General features: G+C 61.3%; 22 protein-coding genes. 21 read left to right on the plus strand and 1 reads right to left on the minus strand.

Translation table 11 applies throughout. The features are described from left to right. Positions 1 to 2 precede the first annotated feature (2 nt). From C5B91_RS18770 to C5B91_RS18845, 14 genes are all read left to right on the plus strand, one after another. Positions 3 to 1,124: a hypothetical protein gene (locus C5B91_RS18770; RefSeq protein ID WP_119712819.1), complete on the plus strand. Its 1,122-nt coding sequence runs from the start codon at positions 3 to 5 to the stop codon at positions 1,122 to 1,124. After that, positions 1,117 to 3,324: a VirB4 family type IV secretion system protein gene (locus C5B91_RS18775; RefSeq protein ID WP_119712820.1), complete on the plus strand. Its 2,208-nt coding sequence runs from the start codon at positions 1,117 to 1,119 to the stop codon at positions 3,322 to 3,324. The genes C5B91_RS18770 and C5B91_RS18775 overlap by 8 nt, the downstream gene beginning before the upstream one ends. Then, positions 3,290 to 7,636, plus strand: a complete 4,347-nt coding sequence (locus C5B91_RS18780) for a primase-like DNA-binding domain-containing protein (RefSeq protein WP_119712821.1) — start codon at positions 3,290 to 3,292, stop codon at positions 7,634 to 7,636. The genes C5B91_RS18775 and C5B91_RS18780 overlap by 35 nt, the downstream gene beginning before the upstream one ends. A 352-nt stretch (positions 7,637 to 7,988) precedes the next feature. Then, the gene (locus C5B91_RS22525) at positions 7,989 to 9,248 is read left to right on the plus strand and encodes a hypothetical protein (protein WP_199708849.1); all 1,260 of its coding nucleotides are present in this window, start codon (positions 7,989 to 7,991) and stop codon (positions 9,246 to 9,248) included. Positions 9,249 to 9,463: 215 nt separating this feature from the next. Further along, positions 9,464 to 9,997, plus strand: coding sequence for a sugar-specific transcriptional regulator TrmB (locus C5B91_RS18790; RefSeq protein WP_119712822.1), 534 nt, complete (start codon positions 9,464 to 9,466; stop codon positions 9,995 to 9,997). Positions 9,998 to 10,005: 8 nt separating this feature from the next. Beyond that, a complete protein-coding gene (locus C5B91_RS18795; protein WP_119712823.1) occupies positions 10,006 to 10,440 on the plus strand; it encodes a hypothetical protein in 435 nt (144 codons plus the stop codon). Between the two features lie 127 nt (positions 10,441 to 10,567). Beyond that, positions 10,568 to 11,056, plus strand: coding sequence for a hypothetical protein (locus C5B91_RS18800; RefSeq protein WP_233547717.1), 489 nt, complete (start codon positions 10,568 to 10,570; stop codon positions 11,054 to 11,056). A 195-nt stretch (positions 11,057 to 11,251) separates the two neighbouring features. Then, the gene (locus C5B91_RS18805) at positions 11,252 to 11,542 is read left to right on the plus strand and encodes a hypothetical protein (RefSeq protein ID WP_119712824.1); all 291 of its coding nucleotides are present in this window, start codon (positions 11,252 to 11,254) and stop codon (positions 11,540 to 11,542) included. Continuing rightward, positions 11,542 to 11,868, plus strand: coding sequence for a hypothetical protein (locus C5B91_RS18810; RefSeq protein WP_119712825.1), 327 nt, complete (start codon positions 11,542 to 11,544; stop codon positions 11,866 to 11,868). Before C5B91_RS18805 ends, C5B91_RS18810 begins: the two co-directional genes overlap by 1 nt. 71 nt (positions 11,869 to 11,939) lie before the next feature. Continuing rightward, positions 11,940 to 12,242: a hypothetical protein gene (locus tag C5B91_RS18815; protein ID WP_119712826.1), complete on the plus strand. Its 303-nt coding sequence runs from the start codon at positions 11,940 to 11,942 to the stop codon at positions 12,240 to 12,242. Further along, positions 12,243 to 12,755, plus strand: coding sequence for a hypothetical protein (locus C5B91_RS18820; RefSeq protein WP_079235407.1), 513 nt, complete (start codon positions 12,243 to 12,245; stop codon positions 12,753 to 12,755). A gap of 31 nt (positions 12,756 to 12,786) precedes the next feature. Beyond that, the gene (locus C5B91_RS18825; RefSeq protein ID WP_119712827.1) at positions 12,787 to 13,116 is read left to right on the plus strand and encodes a hypothetical protein; all 330 of its coding nucleotides are present in this window, start codon (positions 12,787 to 12,789) and stop codon (positions 13,114 to 13,116) included. Between the two features lie 665 nt (positions 13,117 to 13,781). Continuing rightward, positions 13,782 to 14,648: a DNA-binding protein gene (locus C5B91_RS18835; protein WP_119712828.1), complete on the plus strand. Its 867-nt coding sequence runs from the start codon at positions 13,782 to 13,784 to the stop codon at positions 14,646 to 14,648. A 557-nt stretch (positions 14,649 to 15,205) separates the two neighbouring features. Then, positions 15,206 to 15,589, plus strand: coding sequence for a hypothetical protein (locus C5B91_RS18845; protein WP_119712830.1), 384 nt, complete (start codon positions 15,206 to 15,208; stop codon positions 15,587 to 15,589). A 394-nt stretch (positions 15,590 to 15,983) separates the two neighbouring features. Here C5B91_RS18845 and C5B91_RS18855 read toward each other — a convergent pair whose 3' ends face one another. Then, entirely contained in the window at positions 15,984 to 16,379 is a 396-nt protein-coding gene (locus tag C5B91_RS18855; RefSeq protein WP_119712832.1) for a hypothetical protein, read from the minus strand. Between the two features lie 297 nt (positions 16,380 to 16,676). Here C5B91_RS18855 and C5B91_RS18860 point away from each other — a divergent pair, with 297 nt between their 5' ends. The 7 genes from C5B91_RS18860 (at position 16,677) to C5B91_RS18890 (ending at position 21,275) form a co-directional block, all read left to right on the plus strand. Further along, a complete protein-coding gene (locus C5B91_RS18860) occupies positions 16,677 to 17,603 on the plus strand; it encodes a transcription initiation factor IIB family protein (protein ID WP_119712833.1) in 927 nt (308 codons plus the stop codon). 100 nt (positions 17,604 to 17,703) lie between these two features. Then, entirely contained in the window at positions 17,704 to 18,591 is an 888-nt protein-coding gene (locus tag C5B91_RS18865; protein WP_115862221.1) for a hypothetical protein, read from the plus strand. A 144-nt stretch (positions 18,592 to 18,735) separates the two neighbouring features. Continuing rightward, positions 18,736 to 18,924, plus strand: a complete 189-nt coding sequence (locus C5B91_RS22695; RefSeq protein WP_096396460.1) for a hypothetical protein — start codon at positions 18,736 to 18,738, stop codon at positions 18,922 to 18,924. Positions 18,925 to 19,030: 106 nt separating this feature from the next. Continuing rightward, positions 19,031 to 19,411, plus strand: a complete 381-nt coding sequence (locus C5B91_RS18875; protein WP_006183452.1) for a hypothetical protein — start codon at positions 19,031 to 19,033, stop codon at positions 19,409 to 19,411. A gap of 68 nt (positions 19,412 to 19,479) precedes the next feature. Continuing rightward, positions 19,480 to 20,142, plus strand: a complete 663-nt coding sequence (locus C5B91_RS18880) for a DUF6735 family protein (RefSeq protein WP_006183451.1) — start codon at positions 19,480 to 19,482, stop codon at positions 20,140 to 20,142. Positions 20,143 to 20,179: 37 nt separating this feature from the next. After that, positions 20,180 to 20,464 (plus strand): hypothetical protein, encoded by a 285-nt coding sequence (locus tag C5B91_RS18885; RefSeq protein ID WP_119712834.1) that lies wholly within the window; start codon positions 20,180 to 20,182, stop codon positions 20,462 to 20,464. A 61-nt stretch (positions 20,465 to 20,525) separates the two neighbouring features. Next, complete coding sequence (locus C5B91_RS18890) at positions 20,526 to 21,275, plus strand: helix-turn-helix domain-containing protein (protein WP_006183449.1); 750 nt, start codon at positions 20,526 to 20,528, stop codon at positions 21,273 to 21,275. Positions 21,276 to 21,286 lie beyond the last annotated feature (11 nt).

Consider the following 21,286-nt stretch of genomic DNA (forward strand, 5'->3'; position numbering starts at 1 on the left):
CAATGTCAACAGATCAAGACGCGGCCGCACGGCGTATCATGGATCAGTTCGGCGAGGAGAGTCGCATCCCGTATCTCAATATCGAGGAAGGAGACGTTGGCATGCTCATCGCCTTCCCCATTATTGGGCTGTTTATCGCTGGCCTCACCGGGATCGAATCACTGGCCCTCCCGTTCGTTGCTGGCGGGCTTGGCTTTGGCGTCGCCGTCATCTACGTCTCACCAACCCACCTGAACGCCTGGACGTGGACCAAAGACGTCTATCGGTACCTCAAACGGCCTCAGGTCACGTTCAGTGCGCCCGCCGACGCCGACACGAGTACCAACGAGTCAGAGCGGAACGAAGGCGGACTCGCGAACTACACGCCGTTCAAGCCGGACGAGCGGACACAGGACCTCACGAACATCAAGCGGGCGTGGCCGGGCGCTGGTGCCATCCAGCGTGAAGACGGCGCGATGGAGGCGTTCATCGAGATCGATCCGGCCAACATGGACTTCGCGATGTCCGACGACTGGGCGCAGCTCCAGGATGCTGGCGAAGAGTTCGCCAACAAAGAACTGGACTCGAAGCTCAAACTCCACGCCACAACCCGTTCATTTCCGGTGGAGCAGATCACCGAGACCATCGAGGAGCGCCTCACTGACGAAGACGTCACGGAGAACCCGATTTTCCGGGAACTCCTCGAAGAGTACCGGGAGACACGGCCGAAAGAGATGCGTGACCGGGGTATCCAGCAGGTCCGGTACTACATCGGCGTTGAAGTTAGCCCGATAGAGGTCTACGACCGCTTCCGCGACGAGGGTACCCCCGCCGAGAAGCTGACCCAGTTCCCCGTCATCGGGTTCCTGTTCAACCCGTTCGTCACCCGCCGCGAGGACCTTACCGACGTCGAACGTCGTGCGCAGATGTTCGAGAAGCTCGACAGTCGCGTCAACGACGTGCGATCCGAGTTCATCCAGCAGGCGTCGGGGTGGTCCGCACGTCGACTCAGCACGGTCGAGCTGTTCGTTCTGAATATGGACTTTTGGAACGGCCGCGAACACGACTACGACGAGGCAGAACGTGCCGTTCGCGACCAATCGATCATCGGCCACTCACGCCGGGAGGACCCACACGATGCGTAACGTGATCCTCCAGGCAAGTGGTGACGCGCTTGGCCCCGTCGCCGAGTGGTTCCAGAACCTGACACCAGCAGAGGGTGCAGTACTTGCCCTTGTGGTGGGTCTCGGCCTTGGCGTCGGCAGTAAGTACCTCTGGGACCGCTTCACTGCGGATGATGAACCAGACGTGGACTTTACCGATGTCCTCGACGAGGAGACACTCGAAGAAGGCGAGGCCGAACGCAAGCTCCTCGACGACATCTCCGAGTCGCACAAGACCGTCACCGCGCCCGGAGCTGTCGAGTGGGAAACGCGCGCCGCACGGGTCGGCGAGCAGTGGACGACGACGCTGTATATCGCTAACTATGCCGACTATCCCAACGACGGGTATCTGAGCGACCTCTTCGAGATGACCGACGTCCAGTTCGATCTGACGGCCCACATCACGCCGAAAAATCAGGAGCGGGCCCGGAACGAACTGCAAGACATCGCTGACGACCTTCAGGTGGATGCTGACCTCGAACAGAGTATCCGGAGCGCCTATCTCCAAGAGCGCGCCAACGAGGCCGCAGCGACGTACAAGGCCGTCGAGAACGGCGCGAACGTCTTCGACCAGGGGATGTTCATCACGGTCCGGGCCGACGAGAAAGACGACCTCAGAGACGCTGTCCAGAAGGTCAAGAGTGCGCTTCGCGACGACCCGGCGAACCTCACGCCGAAGACCGCAATCTGTCGGCAGGACCTCGCCCTTCAGTCCGCCGCGCCCATCGGCGACAACGAGTTCGGCCGGACATCGATTGCGCTCGGTGGCGCCGTCGGTGCGTTACTCTCCTCGCCGCACAACGCGACGATCCTCGAGGAGGGCGGCGTCGAGTTCGGGATTCACAAGGACAACCAGAGCCCCGTGGTCATCGACCCGTTCGCCCGAGATAACGGGTACGCGATGTTCACCGTCGGCGACACGGGTTCGGGGAAGTCGTTCAGCTCCAAGCAGAACTTCATCCGCTCCATCGAGCAGAGCAAGGACCGTATCGGCATCATCCTCGAGCCGTTGAACAACTGGGCGGGGGTCTCAGAGGCGCTCGACGCCAAGCGAATCACCGTCGGTGGGACGCTCGGGCTGAATCCGCTGGAAATTCGAGAGACGCCCGAGCACGTCCAGCGGGCGATGGGCGAGGACGCGAGCCCGTTCAACGAGAAGCTCGACGACGCGATGAGCTTCCTCACGAACTTCTTCGCCCTCCGGGGCATCTCACTGGGAGATCGGCGCACCACGCTCGAACTCGCCCTCAAACGTGCCTACCAGCGCAACGGCATCACCGACGACATCTCGACGCACAGCAATCCGAGTCCGACCATCCGCGAGATGATGGACGTCTTCGAGGACATGGTCGACGACCCTGAGGAGTTCGTCGTTCGATCCGACGAGGAGGCAGGGAAGATCAAAGAGGACGCGACGTGGCTGCTCGATCAGCTCCGCCCCTTCGAAGACGACGGTCGCCACGCGAATCTCGGCCAGGAGTCCGACTTCGACATTCGGGACGAGAAGGTCATCTACCTCGACCTCGCTCAGCAGGAGGGTAGCGTTGACAGCAGCACGGCGCTGACGATGCAGCTGCTCATCTCGCTGGTCTACGAGCGAGCGAAAGTCTCGGAGAAGGAGGTCGTGTTCTACATCGACGAGGCGCGCTACATCATGCAGGACGCCGCGAGCCTGGCGTTCCTCGAAACGGTGTTCCGGCACCACCGCCACCACGACCTCTCGATCCGCCTGGTCACGCAGACCGTCGACGAGTTCTTCGAGCACGCCGAGAGCGAGGCCATCTTGGATCAGTGTGCGGTCAAGCAGTTCCACCGCCTCGACGGGATGGACGAGGAGTGGGCCGACGAGTTCGGGCTGAACTACGCGCAGATGCGGTTCGTCCAGGACGCCGTGCCGGGCAACGAGGACGCCGGCTTCTCCGAGGCCCTGGTGGGCGTCGACGGCGAGTGGCGCGGCATCCAGGTCAAAGCGATGCCCAAGGAGAAGCAGGTCATCGACTTCGAGCCAACCGAGCAACGGCGAGCCTCACTCCCCGGGACTGGTGAGAACGCCGTGGACGCGGACGTGCAGGCGTTCCAAGATGAGATTGAACGCCGAGCGACCGACAACGGACAACGCTCACCTGAGCGGACGCCAACAGAGACTGATGGCGGGGAAACGGGAGGTGACGACGATGCGTGAGTACCTTCGCGTGACGCCAACCTCCGAACGCCTCAATCCGGAGCGTCTACCGCAGGCACTGGAGAGCCTCCACAAACTGACCTCAACGGACTCGACAGGGCTAGCTGACAAACTCAATCCGCTACATAGCGACACACCGCTACGATTCGAATTCCTCGCGCTCAGCGAGGGGGCGGATGACCCCGTCGAATTCTACTACGGTGCCGACGACCATCTGGATACCCTGAAGAAACGGCTCCGGTCGATCTATCCCGAGACGTTCGACATCGAGCGTACCGAGGTCGACGTCGCATCCCGACTCGTGCAGCCTGTCGAATTCGACCGCGAGACATTCGTCGAGCACTATGAGTCAGGCGATCTCACGTACGAGTTCGGCTCTGACGAGCAATACGAGTGTGGCACTGACGACAACAGTCAAGCGAGGCCAGGGGACGCTGAATCAGTCGCGGATGGAGGAACAGTCGGCAACCAGTCTCCCGACCACTTCATCGAGATCGGCGATACTGCCCTCGAACTCGCCCCACCAGATGCGATTCCCGAGGATGAGCCACTCACGACACTTGCCAAACCAACGGTAACATCGGAGGGGACGATACTCGCCCGGCCAGCGACCGAATCCGTCTCCCCACTCGGCGTACGGTGGCAGGGGTCGGCAACTCGGAAGCAAGACTGGATGACCTCACTCTCGCCATTTACTGCCGACGACGAAGCAGAACTCCCAGCCGTGGATCAACCAGGGGGTGCGCTCGCGTCGCTCGTCGATCACCTAATGGAGGCGACAGCACCAGTAGCGTTCCAGGTCGTCTTCCAGCGACGCGAGAACTGGCAGTCCGATGCCGACCTTCGCAAGGAGGACGTCATCGACGGACGAGACACACTCGCACAGGAGATTATTGGCTCCCTCTTCGAACTCGACGATCAGCCGGAGAGTCGGGATAGAAACCAGCTGAGCGACGCGGTTGCAAAACGTGTCGCGGCAATCGAGGCAACAAATCCGAAGCGGTCGTTCACCGCGAACATCCGAGCAGTCGGGATTCCATCCGGTGGTGACGGTCGCGATGATCTCGATGAGCGGATACAGTCACTGGTCCCAGTATTCGACCCGCTTGACGGGCCGTACTACCAGGTTGAAGCCGAGCGGTTGCGTGACAGCGGCTTCCGGGCAGCCACGAAAGACCGGAACGCACGAGCGGCGCTGCAGCGGCTCTTGGATCGTGAGATCACGACTGGCCGTGGAAAGACCCGACCGGAGTTCGTCCTGAGTGGCCGAGAACTCGCGCACTTCGTACTCGTCCCCTCCTCGGAACAGCTTACTGTCGAAGGGGCACGTGGGACGCGTGCAGAACAGCAGAGTCGGAATCCGTTGCCCCGTCCTCATCAGGACCTCATGCGTGAGTTCCGAGACGGGATGGCAATCGGGTATGCCCTCGACGACACCGGCGAGGCCGAAGACGTGCCGACACACATTCCACCCGGGCTGTTGCCCACTCATTTCGGTCGGTTCGGAACAACCGGCTCTGGGAAGTCGAAAGCCCTCATCAACGACCTGCTGTCGCTGTACGACAACACCGAGGGGCCGACGATCCTCATCATCCCGAAGAACGACGATATGGCCCAGAATTACATGCGGGCTCACGCGCGTCGGTTCGGAATGACCGACCTCGAAGAGAACGTCGTCCATTTCCCGATCCCGGACGTGCTCCCTGGGTTCTCGTTTTTCGATCTCGAACCGTCGGTGGAGAGCGGACGGCGCCGCGAAGACGCCGTCCAACGGAAGGCCGACCACTACGAAGAAATTTTGAAGCTCGTGATGGGAACCGACCGCTACGAGCGGGCGACTGTGGCCCCGACTCTCATCAAGACACTCATCAAGGCACTGTTCGACGAGGAATACGGGCGTGAGAACGGGCTATACCGAGCGTCCACGGACTACTTCGCCCACCGACAGCTCGAACACGTCGTCGACCAGCTCTGGGAGGCTGGGCCACCGAACGAGAACATCGGCGACGCCCCACGGTCGAGCGACGAGGAAGTCACGCGGACGATTCGACGGCAGCTCCAGTTAGATCCGAACACCTTCGCGAACGTGATGGGTGGTGTCGGAAACCGCCTTGCGTACATTTCACAGGATACGCATCTGCGGCAGATCTTCAACAATACCGAGAACCAGTTCGACTTTCGGGATGTCCTTGACGAGGATACGGTCATCCTCTTCGACCTCGGCGACCTCCGCGATGACGCCGCCCGGATTATGACCGGTGTGATCCTGACCAATCTCGATGCAGCCCTCAAGGATCGCAAACAGGCGCTCTCCCAGCACTCGGACGACTACGTCGTGAACTTGCTCGTCGACGAGGCAGCGTCGGTCGTGGTCTCCGACATCATGAACGATCTCCTCGAGAAAGGGCGGGGATTCCGGCTCTCTGTTGGCCTGTCGATGCAGTTCCCCGAACAAATGGAGGCTGAAGGTGGGCGGAAGATCTACCTGAACGCTCTGAACAACATCGGCAGTTCGCTCATCGGGAAAATCAACGTCGACCGAGAACTGGCGCGAGCGATGGCCCACGAAGAAATGGACCCCGCAGATTTCGCCAATCGGATTCGTTCGTTGCCGCGCGGAGAGTGGATCGCCAGCCTGCCAAGCCCGACGTTCGGTGAAACGGGTCCGTATCCGTTCAGTCTCGAACCACTCCCGATTCCGCCGGGCCACCCTGAAAGCGAATCTCCACTCACAGCGCGTGAAGAGGAGGAGTTCACTGAGACGCTCTCCTCGATGCACGAGGACATCAGTGACGAACACGGCGTGCCGGCTGCAACAGACGCCTCAACAACGAGAACACCGACCGACGGACACGAGGTGCTCGATATCGGGAGCGACGACCTGGACGTCACGATTGCGAACGTGGTTCGGAGTCTTCAGCTCCGAGAGGGATGCCGCGAGGAGAACGGCTGGGTAGCCGTTGAAGCAGTTGACGACGAACTCAGACGGCTCTTCGACGACGTCGACGCCGAGCCGCCGTCGTATGATGCACTCGCGGACATCCGAGAACGATCACGATACCTCGATACGACCGTCGATATCGACGCCGACGAGCTCCGCATCCGGCTCACTAAAGCCGGAGAAGAGGTCGCAACACCCGATACTGGTGACGTGCAGGCCGCTGGTGGAAGTGCTCACGACGCAGCACTCCGCCAGATCGAGGAAGAACTCACTGCACTCGGTTTCACCGTCTCGATCCTCGCACAGGATGGCAGCGAGAAACCTGACGCGAGGGCGAGCCACCCCGACGTTGCCGATCGATTCGCCATCGAAGTCGAAACGACGACACCCGAGAATCCCGCGAAGGTACTCACGAATCTCCGGAAGGCCCAAGGAGCAGGGGATATCCCGCTGTTTGTCGTTCGACCAGGAAACGACGAAACTGAGTGGGCCAAGCGCGTTGACGGCATTCTCACACCACCCGTCCGTACCCTTCAGAATGACGCGACACGGTTCTACACGACTGACTCGAATCTCACGTTCAACGGTGGAGCGACCGAAGAAGGTGGAGTGACGGCCGTGCGACCGGCGACCGACGACGAGAACGGGACCCAGAACATCTGGCAGCGTGATGGCGACGAGATCGTCCTTCGTGATACCAGCGGGACGGAACACATCCGCCTCCCATCGCCTGGAAAACTCTCGAAAGATCGTGTTCCGGCCATCTACAGCTACGACCACGCTGCCGACGAATACGTCGTATACGAGCACGGTGAGCAACACATCTACGAGACGAAACCGGCGTTCGAGGACGACTGGGTACGTGTCAAGAAGCCATTCGTCCCCGAAGCCGAACTCCCCGTACCAGATTACACACGTTCGACGTATGGCATCGTTATCCTTCACGATGAGGCGGAATCGGTCGTATATGAAAACGATGAGAAGCGGCCACTCTCGGCAATCACCGACGGGCCGCTCCGTCCGGCATCGCCCGAATCAGCGGCCGCTGACGAACTACCTAGTCAGATCGAACAGGCAGATGAGACTGTCGAGGAAGACCAGGAAGACCAATCGCCACCTTCTTTCGAATCGTTCGTCGACGAATATCTTATCGAAGACGTGGATGGGGCCGTGCCGAAAGATGACGTATTCGGCCTCTACAACGACTGGGCAGAGGCACACGGCATCGATGATCCGCTGAATAAGAGCTGGTTCACACGGAAGCTCAACACCCACATCGAGGTGGACTCCACGAAGAAGCGAATCGACGGGGAACCCGTCTGGCATTACACTGGTGTCCGCATTCGCTCTGAAGAGAGATCAGAGTCATGAAATGGACGTACACGGTCCAATTCCCGATATCATCGCGACATCTCGGGGCCTGTTCCACCCAAGCAGAATCATGATTTCAACTCACCAGACTCACAAGTCGAGAATCCCCCGACGGCGGCATGTTCCACCCAAATTCTCAATGGGCGGAACACCAACGAACCGACCGAAATGGGTGGAACACGCTCACGTCCAGCGATTTGCAACCAGCAATAGCGAGTGTTCCACCCAACAACCAACTAGGATAGAACGGGGGGTCCCCGTTGGGACCAAGGGATTGGATCGAGACGTAACGCAGAGAGAGTTCTGTGCTGGCTCAGAGCCAGTGAGAGCCATGCGAGGTGCTACGTGAGGAATGAGTGACCCTATCGTCAACGAGCCGGAGGCGATTCCGGAGACGTTACGCGACCGCGACCAGTGGGTGTGCTGGCGGGAGGCAGAGCGGGACGGCAAACCGACGAAGATTCCGGTGACGCCAGGGGCTGGGGGGTTCGCGTCAGCAACAGAGTCGGAGACCTGGGCGAGTTTCGAGGCAGCACTCGACTACACCGAGACGGAGCACGCCGATGGCGTCGGGTTCGTGTTTACCGACGACGACCCCATCGTCGGCGTCGATCTGGACGACTGCCGCGATCCTGAAGCCGGCGACGTCGACGACGCGGCACTGGACATCATCGCACGACTCGACTCCTATACGGAGGTGTCACCGTCCGGTACTGGCTATCACGTCTTGATTACCGGCACACTCCCCGACGGGCGGAATCGGCGTGGGAGCGTCGAACTGTACGACATGGCACGCTTTTTCACCGTCACTGGCGATCACGTCGAGCGGACACCCACTCGGGTTGCACGCCGGCAGGACGCGCTCACAGCGATTCACCGCGAGTACGTCCAGGACACCGAGCGTGACACAGCACCCGAGTCCGAGCACCATGATGGCGCTGACGACCGGTCACTGACGACCGGTGCAGCCGACGTTGACGTCGACCTCGAAGACGAGGACCTCCTCGAGAAAGCGCGCAACGCATCGAACGGCGAGAAGTTCGAGCGGCTTTGGAACGGAAATACGGTCGGCTACGACAGTCAGTCCGAGGCCGACATGGCGCTGTGCTGTTTGCTGGCGTTCTGGACCGGTGGTGACCGAACCCAAATGGAGCAGCTGTTCCGCCAGTCGGGATTGCTTCGGGAGAAGTGGGACGAGGTCCACTACGCTGACGGGTCGACGTACGGGGAGAAGACCATCGAGCGAGCGATTGCAACCACGTCGGAGTTCTACGACCCGGACGCCGGCGACGACGCCGCAGATCCCCACGGCACACCTGACGGGGTCGCAACTGGCGGGACGCCTGACGAGGCAGACCGGAGTCGTGCGTATCTGGCGGAGAAAAACCGCTTGTTGAGTAAGCGCGTCGACGAACTCGAGGCAACACTCGAACAGAAGACTGAGCGGATCGAGACCCTCGAAACAGAGATCGAGCGCCTCACCGACGAACTCGCAGCCCGTGACCAGGAGACTGCGCAATCCCACGAGGAAGACTCCGGTACTGCGATCGAGACCGGTGATGACTCAGAGCCAGCCTCTCTGTTGAGTCGATTCTTCGGTGGCCAATCTTAGTAGCGGCGCCGCTTCACCGCCATCCGAAAAGCCCTCCCTCGAGCGTTCTGATTCTGCGAGCCGAGAAGATTAACCAACAGACTCGCTATATCGCGCTATTTGTTGGTTAACTACGCTCAATCTCGCCGCAAAACGGGGGCTACCGGGGGGAGACTGCATTGCAGGAAACTATTCCTCGAAGTAAGAACTATATCCTTCGCGCTGCAATCCTGAATATGTCCGGGACAGACGCCGCCGATGGGCCGCCCCCCTTCGAGGAGCCGTTCAGCAGCGACGACGTCGAACAGCGCATCTACGGCACCATCCTGCAGACCCGCGAGCCGACGACGGCGAGCGCGATCGCCGACACTGCCGACTGTGACCCCAAGACCGCCCGGAAGTATCTGGGGTGGTTCGACGACCTCGGCATCGTCACCCGACACGACGGCCATCCAGCCACCTACGAGCGCAACGACGCGTATTTCGAGTGGCGACGCATCAACCAGCTCGCGGCCGACCATTCCGTCGAGGACCTGCAGGATCGCGTTCGCGAGGTGACGACGCGCATCACCGAGTATGAAGAGGCGTACGACGCCGCGTCACCGGCCGCGGTCGATGCCGTCGCCGCCGCGGAGGGCAACGACGAACGGACCATCGACGACGTGTACAGCGACCTCGGCGACTGGGCGACCGCCCGCGAAGAGCGAGACTGCTACGAACGGGCGCGCCAGCAACGCACGGGTAGCGAACGCGAACAGGCATCCGGGTAGCCCGCTCGATGGTGCCACCGACAGGCGATGGTGGGAGCCCGGCCCCCATCGATCGCCCAATCCTCGAGTTCCTTCAGACACGGCTCCAAGCGACGAGGCAGGTCTCCGAAGCGGTCATCACGGATGCAAGCGGCCATCTCGGGCTTCAGGTCGTCTTTGCCTCATCGTACTACCCAGCACCCGTCGACGACGCAACCCTGACTGTCCGCTGGTACACGAACGACGACTTCACAATCCACTATCGAGAGGTCCATTCGGAGCACACCTGGGAATGCCGATGGGATCAGCATCCGAACCCCCACAATACGCGCGACCACGTCCATCCCCCGCCCACCGCCCCGACACCCGGTGATGATGACTCCTGGCCGACCGATCATCGTGATGTCCTGCAACTGGTCCTCGACGAGGTCGAAGACCGGATTGCAGTACTGTGGGACGAATAGACGACTCCCCCGCAGTGGCGTTTATCGCGCCGACCAAGGGTGACGGCGCTCAGCCCGATAGGCACCACCACGAGAGCCGTCGTGGTGTCCAGTCTGGTGTCAGCTGAGTGCAGTCACAGGTGAATCCATGTCTACGTTCAGTAACTCCGAGACAGCGAGTGCATCGCCGTCAGAAAACCACACGAGGCCACCCCGAGAGACCGAGGACACAGATTCGCAGCCGTCGTGGCCAGACGATGCCAGCAGCGAGGATGGAACGCCAACGCTCAGGCTGAACCACTGTCCGGAATGCGGGGCTCGTCGCTTCGTCTCGAAACTCCTCGTGTACGAGGTCACAGGCTACGACGAGGGCGGCGAGCAAGAATTCCGCCGCCAGCACGTCCGGGCAGAGTTCGAATACACCTGCAGCGATTGCCAGACGACACTCCGGACGCTTCCCGCAGATCGCCGCGATTACTACGATGAAGTCGCAGTCCTCGAAACGGAACGACGGGCAGCCCTCCGTGATCAACTCCGCCAGCTGGGGAGGCGGGTTTGGCAGCGCCTTGCAGCGCGGACGACGTGGCTGGCACTCGGGCTCGTGACACTCGTGACCGGGCTCGTGATCGCACTCTAACAGACCGACAGGGACCGACAGCAAGGGGTGGCTCACAGTAGGTGTTGGAGTAGCGTCATGCTCCCTTCCAACCAGGAACGAGGCTAGCTGAAGGCAGATCGCTGACGTAGGACATCGTGCCCGCACCGCAGGTGTGTCTATCGGCGCCAGGAGGCGTGAGGCGCGCTCGAAGCGCGTGCAGAAGCGTGAGTTCCTATGCCTGGTCAAGATATCATCGACGACACGACAGACGACTACGAACGACTCGAAAACGAACTCGTTGCACAGGATCGGGATGCGTCCCGAGTCGCGACGGCGGACATCGATGAGGCGACTGCCCGCCGTCTCGTTGGCGACCTTGTCGAGGACGATGTGGTGACGCCGATCCCTGACCAACGCATTCTCGTCCACGAGCCCAGTAGCAAGCCCTTCGAGTCGATCACCCAGCTCGCTGTGTTCCATCGTGGCTGGCAGGCCGCCACCGACGCCGACCCGGAGGACAACTGATGCAACAGACGCTTTCTGGGTGTGCGTTCTGCGATTCACCGCCCGGTGCAGAGATGGGCGAGGCGCATACGTGGGGGAAAGACGAACGGGTGACGCACCCAATCTGTGTCGACTGCGCCACCCAGACGCGGTCGGATCCCGACGAGCGCGACCACCACGCCTGCGACGGGTGCGGACTGGTCGTCGACGCCCTCGCGGCACTTACCCGGTTCCGCGTCGAACTCGGCCATCTCGAGGGGCCGCTCCAACTGTGTGCTCGCTGTAGCCCTGGTGGGCTCGCGACGTACTGGACGCGTGACCTCGAGGAGCATCTCGTGGACGGGTGACGCTTGGCCGAGTGAGGCTCACATCGTACACACGAAAACGGCTAAGTGCGTTGGCTCACAATGTACACATCATGAGCACCGATAAGAAGCGCGTGCAGTTTCGGGCCCCCGATCGCCTCATCGACCGGGCCGACGCACTGGCCGCAGTCCTCGGGGAAGACCGAACAGACGTCCTCGTGACCGCGCTTCGGGAGTACCTCCAAGAAGCTACTCACGACGACGCACTCACCCAGGAGATCGCTGCCGCCTATTACGACGATGAGATCACCTTCGAGCAACTCAAAGCGCTCGTCGGCGCCGAGGAGGCGGCAAACCTCCGAGTGTTGAAACAGCAGTTGGACGAGGACTTCATCGACGAGGTCGCCGACGCTTAGATGTCGCGGCTTATCGCAGACGCCTCCGCCCTCGTGAGTCTCGGCATCGTTACTGACGACGATCCCGATCCACTCGCACTTTGTCTCTCCCGGTACGAGGTCGTCGTCCCAACGGCGGTCATCGATGAACTCCGAGAGATCGCCTCCTACGATGACGTCCATGGACACGCCGCGTCCGCCGTCCTCGACCAAACGGAGTCATTCACGACACAATCGGTGGACCTCGATGCCGAGTTCCCCCTCGATGACGGTGAAAACGCGGCGGTCACGCTCGCGAACGATCTCGATGCTGCGCTCTTCCTCTGTGACGAGTTCAACCAACTTGGCTTGATCCACGCCTCCCTCGCTGATACCAGGCTCGTCACAACACCGACACTGCTCTCGGTTCTCGTTCGAACTGAACACCTATCAGCTGCTGATGCGCGGCTGCTCCTCGATGCGATCAGTGACGCCCGTAGCTGGGGCGCGAACAGTTACGTGCAGCGAGCTCGCTCGTTGCTCGAGGAGCCCTGACACCATGGAGGATCCTTCGAAGTGATTTGGAATGTCCGATAACGACGCTCTCTACGACGTTCGTGAACGAACGAAGAACCCCGAGCACGCATCAGTTGACGACGTGGTCGAACTCATCCTCGAGCGCGCACAGCATCCCCGGACGGAGCACCGGGATGCACATCTCGACGAGATGATGGCGACTGTCGTCGACAGGTACGGGACCGGCCCCGTCCGAACTGTTATCCAACGTATCCTCGTCGACCACCACCCCTTTCGGACTGCCACGCATGACCTCGAGATGCGTAACGTCGACGGTGTTCGTATCGGGACAGCAGCCGGCCAGTTCCTTACAGAATTGAACGCGCAGCACGACGATTGAAATACAGTTTCTGAAAGCCCTCGGCCGCTCGGCATCCCGCGACCACCGCTGCGCTCCTCGTGCCTGTGGTGCTTGCGGGGTCGGGGGACGACCGAGACGGCCTCGCCCTTTCTGAGTCCGCCAGGACGGTAGATGCCTCACCGAGCGACGTAGCCGGCTGAACAGGTGTGTACGTAGCGGCCCGCCCCGCTCGCCGCTGCCGCCCTCCGCGTCGCTCGCGACCGACCATTCCGGGCGTGCGGGCGCTCTCCGCACCGCCCGCGCCCGTTCCGGGCTAAAATGGATGTGCCCTCGGCGCCAGCGGGTATCCCCGTCGGTTGCGCCCCTTGCGGGCTTTCGCGTTCCAGCGCTTTGTGCCGCCTGCGCTGTCGCGCGCCACACCGCGGCGCGCGTTCTCGGCGACAGTCGCCCTGGACACGGACCCGCACATCGGGCCGGACACGAGCGGGCATATCCCGCTGGCCGCTCGCTCCGGGCGGGTCGGCGCGCGGTGCTGGATGATCGTCCGCCTCGTGCGCGCTCTCGCTCGCGCCCACAGGGCGCTCGCGAAGGCGCGAGCGAGAGCGCGCAGACGAGTCTGTCGGTCGTTGTCGTCGAGGAAATCCGCGATGTAGGAGCATCGCGGTGTCGGGCGCGTGAGCGCCTTCAGGAACCAGTGAGTTCCAATGTCAAGTAAGAACGTCTCCAGTGAAGTAGTTTCGGTCGATGAACAGGCTTTCGAGAAACACGATGAAGCTGAGGTCGACGAGGATGGGTTCGAGGTCGTCGACGAGACCCCGGAGTTCCGAGCGACGGTCGACATGGAAGTACAGGCGAAAGTCGATTCCAACCACCCAGATGCGCGGGTCGAGGAGGGCCCGGATCACATGTTCGGGAAGACTCTCGAACAGGAGGAGCGTATCGAGGCCCGGGAAGCCGAGCTGGAGCACATCAGTGCCCAGGCGGAACTCAGTCAGCAGGAGGGACGCGCGAAGCGGACGCGGGAGGTCGTCGTCGAGCAGTGTGGCCGGGACGAGCCCGAACCGGTGGAGTGCACGGATCCCCGAGAGAAGCTGACGCAGGAGGAACTCGCGGCGGTGAACAAGCAGGCGATGCGGATCAGCGATGAAGTGCAGGGCGGCTGGTCGAGAGCGGTCGTCGCGAAGCAACTGGCCGAGAAGGTGCAGCGCGGAGAGGACGTGACGAAGGCGGTGCTGGAGACCCTTGAGGAGTTGAAGGCGGCGCCGGGGGCGATCGTGCCCATCGCGGACGTGCCGGACGTCCCGGTCGGTGAGGTGACAGTTCAAGGAACTGTGCAGACCCTTTGGGAACCGAGCAGTAGCGCGATTCAGCAAGTCGGGCTGATAGCGGATGACAGCGGGAAAATCAAGTTCACCTGCTGGGAACGGTCGAATCAAACCGTGGTGCGGGAAGGCCAGACAGTGCGGTTCCGGGCAGCAGCGAAAAACTGGTACGAAGGTCGGTGCTCAATCGCGCTGACTGGGTGGTCGGATATCCACTTCCCAGAGCGCGGTCGGTGGTGGGAAGCATAGCCAGTCGGAGCACTCTTCTTTTTTTGCTGTGTGCCGGACCGACCCAGACCCCGCCACCCCACCCTCCGCTCCGTGCTCGCTTCCTACGGTCGCTGCGCGCGCAGCCACGACCTTGCGGACTAATAGAGGAGATCATAGACAGTCCCTCCAGAGGTCGAGATCAATCTATGCTTCCTGACGTGACTAGTACGTAGAGCGTGTGGACTGAACGAGGTGGTTCACCAGCGACGAGCGGCTTCATAGGCTACTGTGGTTGGGAGGAGGACAACCAGTAAGACGAACGTGATTTCGCCTATTGTTGGGCCAGACTGCGTGAGGGCGCTATAGACATACAGTGCGGCGACAGCAAGCACACCGACAATAGCGGTGATGTATCGAGGATCACCCCACGAGGACGGAAATTCTGAACCAGACATACCTTTCGAAATTCCTGCTGGCATGATATATCTTCCCTCTGTATGCAACACGGAAATTCTATCGAGTACTGTAGGCTGGTCTCAGCGGTCAATTCCCCGATATAACAGGGTGTTATATGTCGTGGCTATCAAAATAACCATATGCCAACAACTGTGGATAACGAGGAAGCCGACCGTTCACGCACAGAGTTGGCCGGGCTCGCAGCCTTGGGGCTCGCGTACGTGTTCGCCGGTCTGGGGTTGTTCTACGGACTTGCAATCGACTCAATGCAGGTGTTCACCGCTGCAGTAATCGCGATTTTAGTACTGCTGGCTGTTTCAATGGGCATCATCGTACGGAACGAACCATTTGTTTCCCGAGAGAACGTTGTGATTTCAGTCTGTGTATTCGTAGCGGTGGCGCTCTTCCTCGGATTGAGTACCTTCACTGCTCTTCCGTATACCATGCTTGTCGGCGTCCTCATTCTCGTCGGCGTAATTATTCCTGGGCTGGTTCTTCAGTATGGGCCGTCAATTGTCAATTGAGATGGCTCACTCAATACCCTGTAACTACCAATTAGAGTGGTCGGTCGATGTTATGGGATGAAAACAGGCGATGGTGAGTTGAGGGAGGCTTATCGTACATAGCGCTCGTTTGATAGAATCCAACTGTTCTCAGATACTGCCCGTTCGAACCGTTCTCTGTGGCTATACCTCGACGGCTACGCTGACTGCGTCTCTGCACGAGTTTTCCGGTACAAATAGACGAGCAGCCCTGGTACTCCCAGGAACCCATACGTGACCCCGCGAAGTTGCGGCGAGGACAATCCTCGTTTCACCGAATCCCGGTACACATAGTACCCGACCGTCGGCCAGAAAATCAAAAGATACAGCCCCATACGAACGAGGAGGCCGTTGTATGCAGTGAGCCAATCCATACTCACGCCGTCGACTGTTGTCGCCGAGCGACACGCCAGATCAGGACCCCGAGCCCGACAGCGACAACGTAGCCGAGGACGATGAGCGGGTCACGTCCGTTCAGGAGCACGTCGTAGAGCACGACGAACCCTCCAAGCACACTCCCGACGATCAACCAGAGGAGCTGGCTGCCTTCGGTCTTCGCTTTCAGTTCGAAGCCAGTCGCTAGACGGATCCCGACCATTACCGCTGCCAGCACCGCTGCTGTGAGGAGTGGTAATCCAAGCGCAGTGAGCGCTGTCGCCGCAAGCACATCTGTCGACGTGAGGATGAGCGACCAGCCAAACAGGCCGATGGCCAGCCAGACGACGCTCCGCCAGAGCTCCTCGTTGATGATTTCGCGCGTATCGGGTTTCATAACGGAGAACTACGACTTGGGCAACAATAAATGTAGTCTGGTTGGAGTTCAGACATCCCGGTCGAGGAGGAGCCAGGGCGACGCGCCCCTTTTTTGCTGGTGTGTAGCGGTCACCGCCACCTCCCACCACCTCCACGGTCCGGGCTGCTCACGGCGCTCACGCGCCGTTGCGCGGCCGGGCTTTCGCCACTGCACCTCATCGGAGTCAGCGCCGTTCCGTGTGGTATATTTGTGCCCCCTCATGGGTGAGGGGCATTCCGAGAGACGGAGACCAGGTGATCCCCCTCGTGCGTATTCATGGCTACCAGAGAGATCTACGAGACGACGTTCGACGAAGACGTCCAAACCGAGACCGACTCGAACCAGTGTCCCGAGTGCGATGGCCGGGTCACCACCAACGCGGTCGAAACCGTCTGCGAGGACTGTGGCCTCGTCGTCGACGAGCAGCGAATCGACCACGGGCCGGAGTGGCGAGGATTCGACGAAGACGAGCGCGAGCGCACAGGCGCTCCGTTGACGGCGGCGCGGCACGATCGTGGGTTGTCGACGAAGATCGGCCGCGGGACCGATGCAAACGGGAACGAACTCTCAGGACAGAAGCGACGGCGGCTCGCTCGGATGCGCCGTGAACAGACGCGTGGGCGGTTTCAGTCGAAAGCCGAACGCAACCTTGCACACGGGCTTAGTGAAGTCCGCCGGATCAGTAGTGCACTCGAACTGTCCGAAACGATCCGTGACCAGGCCTGCCAGCTCTTCCGCAGCGCTCAGAACGAGGACCTCCTGCAGGGCCGGTCGATCGAGGCGATGGCCGCCGCGAGTGTCTACGGCGCGTGTCGGTGTAACGGGCGGCCGCGAACGCTCGACGACATCACCGAGTCGGCGCGCGTCGAGCAATCGCGGATGACGAACGCATACACGACGCTGAATACGGAACTTGGCCTGCCAGCCCAGCCCGTGACGCCCAGCGCGTTCGTTCCGCGGTTGGCGTCGGAGCTCGACGTCTCCGATCAGATCCGGCAGCGGGCTCGGCAGTTGGCGGAAGCATCCGAATCGACCGGAGCAACCACGGGGGTTCGACCATCCGGGTTCGCTGCAGCCTGTCTGTACAAGGCCGGACGCGAAGACGGACGGTGGCTCACCCAGTCGGACGTCGCTGACGTTGCGAACGTCTCGGTGGTCACCGTGCGGACCCACCGCGACGCGCTGGACGAACTGGCTGTCTAACGCCCACACTGCTGATTTTCGATTGTATGTCTGTAGGCTGATTGATGTGAGAGCCATTATTTAAACCCGAAGACGAAGCATGATACGGCCAGATCACTCTATGACCGACCAGTACGCCGACTACGAAGCCCTCCGACCGCTCGGCGAAGCGACCCACGTTCCCGACGATCAACTCGCCAGTAGTAGTGGCGAGCCCCGGCGGCAACGCTCTGGTGGCGTCGACGCGGGCTATCCAGACGACCCGACAGAAGGTGAGACCGAGTGCGATTCCTGTGGAGCGTCGATCCCCGCTGGCCAGTCGAAGTGCCGGTTCTGTCTCACGAACCATCTCGAAGCAGCCGACGATCAGGACACATCGACTGCCGAACAGACTCTCCTCCATATCATCCACATAGTCGTTGAGGCGTCGACGTTCTACGGCGCCGTCGGGAAGGGATCTGCTGCGGCCACCCTCCTCGCGAAGGCAGACGATGACCCAGTAGTCGATGACTGCAAGCTAATCTATGATCTCGACGAGGAACCGGCCCCACGGCTTGTCGATCAGTGGCCCTCGCTCCCCTCGGCGACACGGGTCACGTCTGAATGTGGTAATCAGCTGCTCGCGGCTGCTCGTGAGCGGACGGCGTGGACAGAGACGACGCAGTCCTGTCACGACGGCGAGCACACGACGTTCCTCTACGAGGAAACCGGGAGTGGGGTTCACTCCGAAGATCGTCTTGCAAGCCTACGTGAGGACGCAGACGGCGACCTCTGGCTGGTGCCAGCGATTGCGGTCCAGGAATCCGTTGACAAGACCGATACCGAACAGCCACGACGCGAGCGCCCGAAGAGAACTCACCTCGAGTGTCGGGAGTGTGATCGGAAGACTAAGCATCGATTCCGCGAGTTCGAGGCTGTCCCCGATGACGAGTGGACCGGGCAGCCAATGTGGGGCTGTCAGCGGTGCGGCACGCCACGCTACGGGCCCGAACCCGAAGCCGATCAGTAAAGACGACGTCAAATTAACCAACAATTCTGGTGTCGGCTCGGAGTTGTTGGTTAACAGAAGCCAGCTCGCGACCACCCGACGATACCACACCTGCTGACTGCCCGCCGGTGTTTTTCGGCGCCGAGAATTGGCGGAGGCGCACACATGGATCCACGAGACACCCCCGGCTATCGACTCCACCGCGCGCTCAGTAGCCTCACCAGTATCGACAGCGACCAATTGGAGCCCGCTGATCGAGAGCGAATTAGCACCGCGACGACGCTCCTCGAGCAGGTAGATTTTCTCACCCAACCGAATACGACGAGGGACGGTGACATCAACAGAGAATCCTGACAGCTCGACGCATCGGCAGCGCAACGTCATGTGGCCGTCACAGCGTGAGCAGTTGCTCGCCCCCTGAAAGGGTGCGGGGGCGCGAGACCGCTCCCGAGAACAATCCATGGCAACATTGCAAGCCGCAACGACATCGACCGGCGCGCTCGTATCGGATCCACAGGCAGTCCGCGAGCTCTGTGAGAACCACTGCTTCGGGACGCTCAACTGGGAAGTGGACGACGACGGCGAACTCGTTATCTGGGGCTACGACAGCTTCGAAGTGTACGAGGCCCGTGAGAACGGTCTTCCTGACTACGACGGTGGCATCGTCACTCACGAGTTCCTCCGGTCGCTCGCGGAGTATCTCGAACCGAACGAAGAATTCGACATCCAGACAGCCGGATTTACCAAGTGCCGGTTTCCCGTGCTGGCGAAACGGTACGTCGTTCGCGACGGCGAAGTCCTCCACGCGGACCTCAGTTCCCCCGACCCGATCGACGAGTAGCGTTGTTCGTCCCCCGGGAGGGGTGCGGGGCGATCCAGTCGTGGGTCGTCCTGCAAGGAGATTGTTCAATGGGCCACCGCGCACTCGTTGCGTACGAACGCACAGACGGACAGTACACGCTCCACTACTCTCATTGGGGTGCAGCGAATCTCAAGCTCAAGCACCGAATCTCGGCCGAAACACCGTTCGGTGGCGACGACACCGACTCGAAGTGGGCGAAACAGCTGCTGGCGGAACTGGCCGATGGCCTCGAAGCAGATGGCGTCGACGGCTACCTCGCCGGCGAGGATCGTCCGTCGTCGGTCGTCAAGCCGAAGCCCCGTGCCACCGGGCTCACCCTCGACGAGATCGTCGCGGACCACCTCGACTATCTCCACCACGAGGCGATCTTCGTGGTGTCACCCACCTTCGAGGTGACCGCCTATCGGACGCTGTGGTTCGGGCTGCAGTACGACTCGGAGACGGTCGAACAGGGAGAGACCGTCGGGAACGGCGCGCTCGCGACGGTGCGCTGGTACGACGGCAAGCCGGTCGGCGACGGCCACCTACAGGGACAGTTCGCGGCCCTCAAAGACGTCGTCGGCGACATGCTCGATAAGGGCGTCTTCACGCCGTCAACGGCGATACAGTATCTGAAACGGAAGCTCGCTGAGCGGGTCGGAGACCGACAGGAGCTGCTCATTCCGACCGGAGAATCACCCTTCGAGACAGCGAGTCTCGGCAAGCCGTAACACCAATCCCTTAGTGGATATCGGGGGACGTCTAAGTATGTCAAATCAGTCTGAAGATGACGTTCGTGTTTGGCTTGTCGAACGGACGTACTCCGATGACGAGCAGAACCTGATCGTCCTCACCTACGCAACACCCGATGGAGAACAGTACTATCGGAAGGAACGCGCACTCACGTCCTTCACCGACGTCCGAGATACGACAGCAGCAGTCGATGCTGAACCCGGCAATCTTGGCATGGTCGATGACCCCGACCTCCAGGAGCAATACGCGGCCGAAGCACAGCGAATGCAGGAGGTTCACGACCCGGACGACGTGATCTGATACCCGCCAGTAGACATCGCCCCAAGCCATGGGTTATGTCGTGGCAGGCCTTAGTCGGGGTATGCGCGAACTCGTCTTCGCTCTCGAATACGAGCCCGGCTGCAACAGGGTGGCGGACGCCCTCGCAGACCACCCCGACGCTCGCGTTCGTTCACTCTCGCTGCACGCCACTGCCGACCAGCTCTGGCGAGTCGACCATGCCACCGGCACTCCGGACGCACTCGACGCCATCGAGGACGCGTTTCGCAACAGCGACTACTACGCCGACTGTCTCGCCACCGAGGACTGCGGCGCAACCCAGACCACCCGTGTCCTCGACCGCACGGACGACACGCTCATCCTCTACTCCGACTGGGAGCGGACCCCTGCCTGTGCCTCAGTCCCCCACATCGCCCGCGACCACCTCGGCGACGGTGTGCTGTTCGAGACCCGTCACGAGGGCCGCCACTACACGTGGCGGCTCATTCACTCCGACGAGGGCGATGTGGCGGCGTTCTTCGATTCCCTCGGGGTTGCCGTCGGGGAATGCGCCCAGATGGAGATGCTCCGCACCGCGGATACGACGACATCAGCTGGGGGAGGCGACGGGACACCGAGCGGCCTGCCGCCAGCACAGGAGGCCGCACTCCAGGCCGCTGTCGAACACGGCTACTACGAGTCACCCCGCGAGGTCGACGTCGGCGAACTCGCCGAGCATCTCGACGTGCCACGGTCAACACTCACCTACCGACTCCGTCGGGCGGAAGAACATTTGGCGAAGCAACATGTCGCCGGCGAGCGGGTAGCGGAAGAACGGCTGGCATCGCACTGAGGGCCGCAGTT

The sequence above is a fragment of the Haloferax sp. Atlit-10N genome (assembly GCF_003586325.1).
GTDB classification, from domain to species: domain Archaea; phylum Halobacteriota; class Halobacteria; order Halobacteriales; family Haloferacaceae; genus Haloferax; species Haloferax prahovense.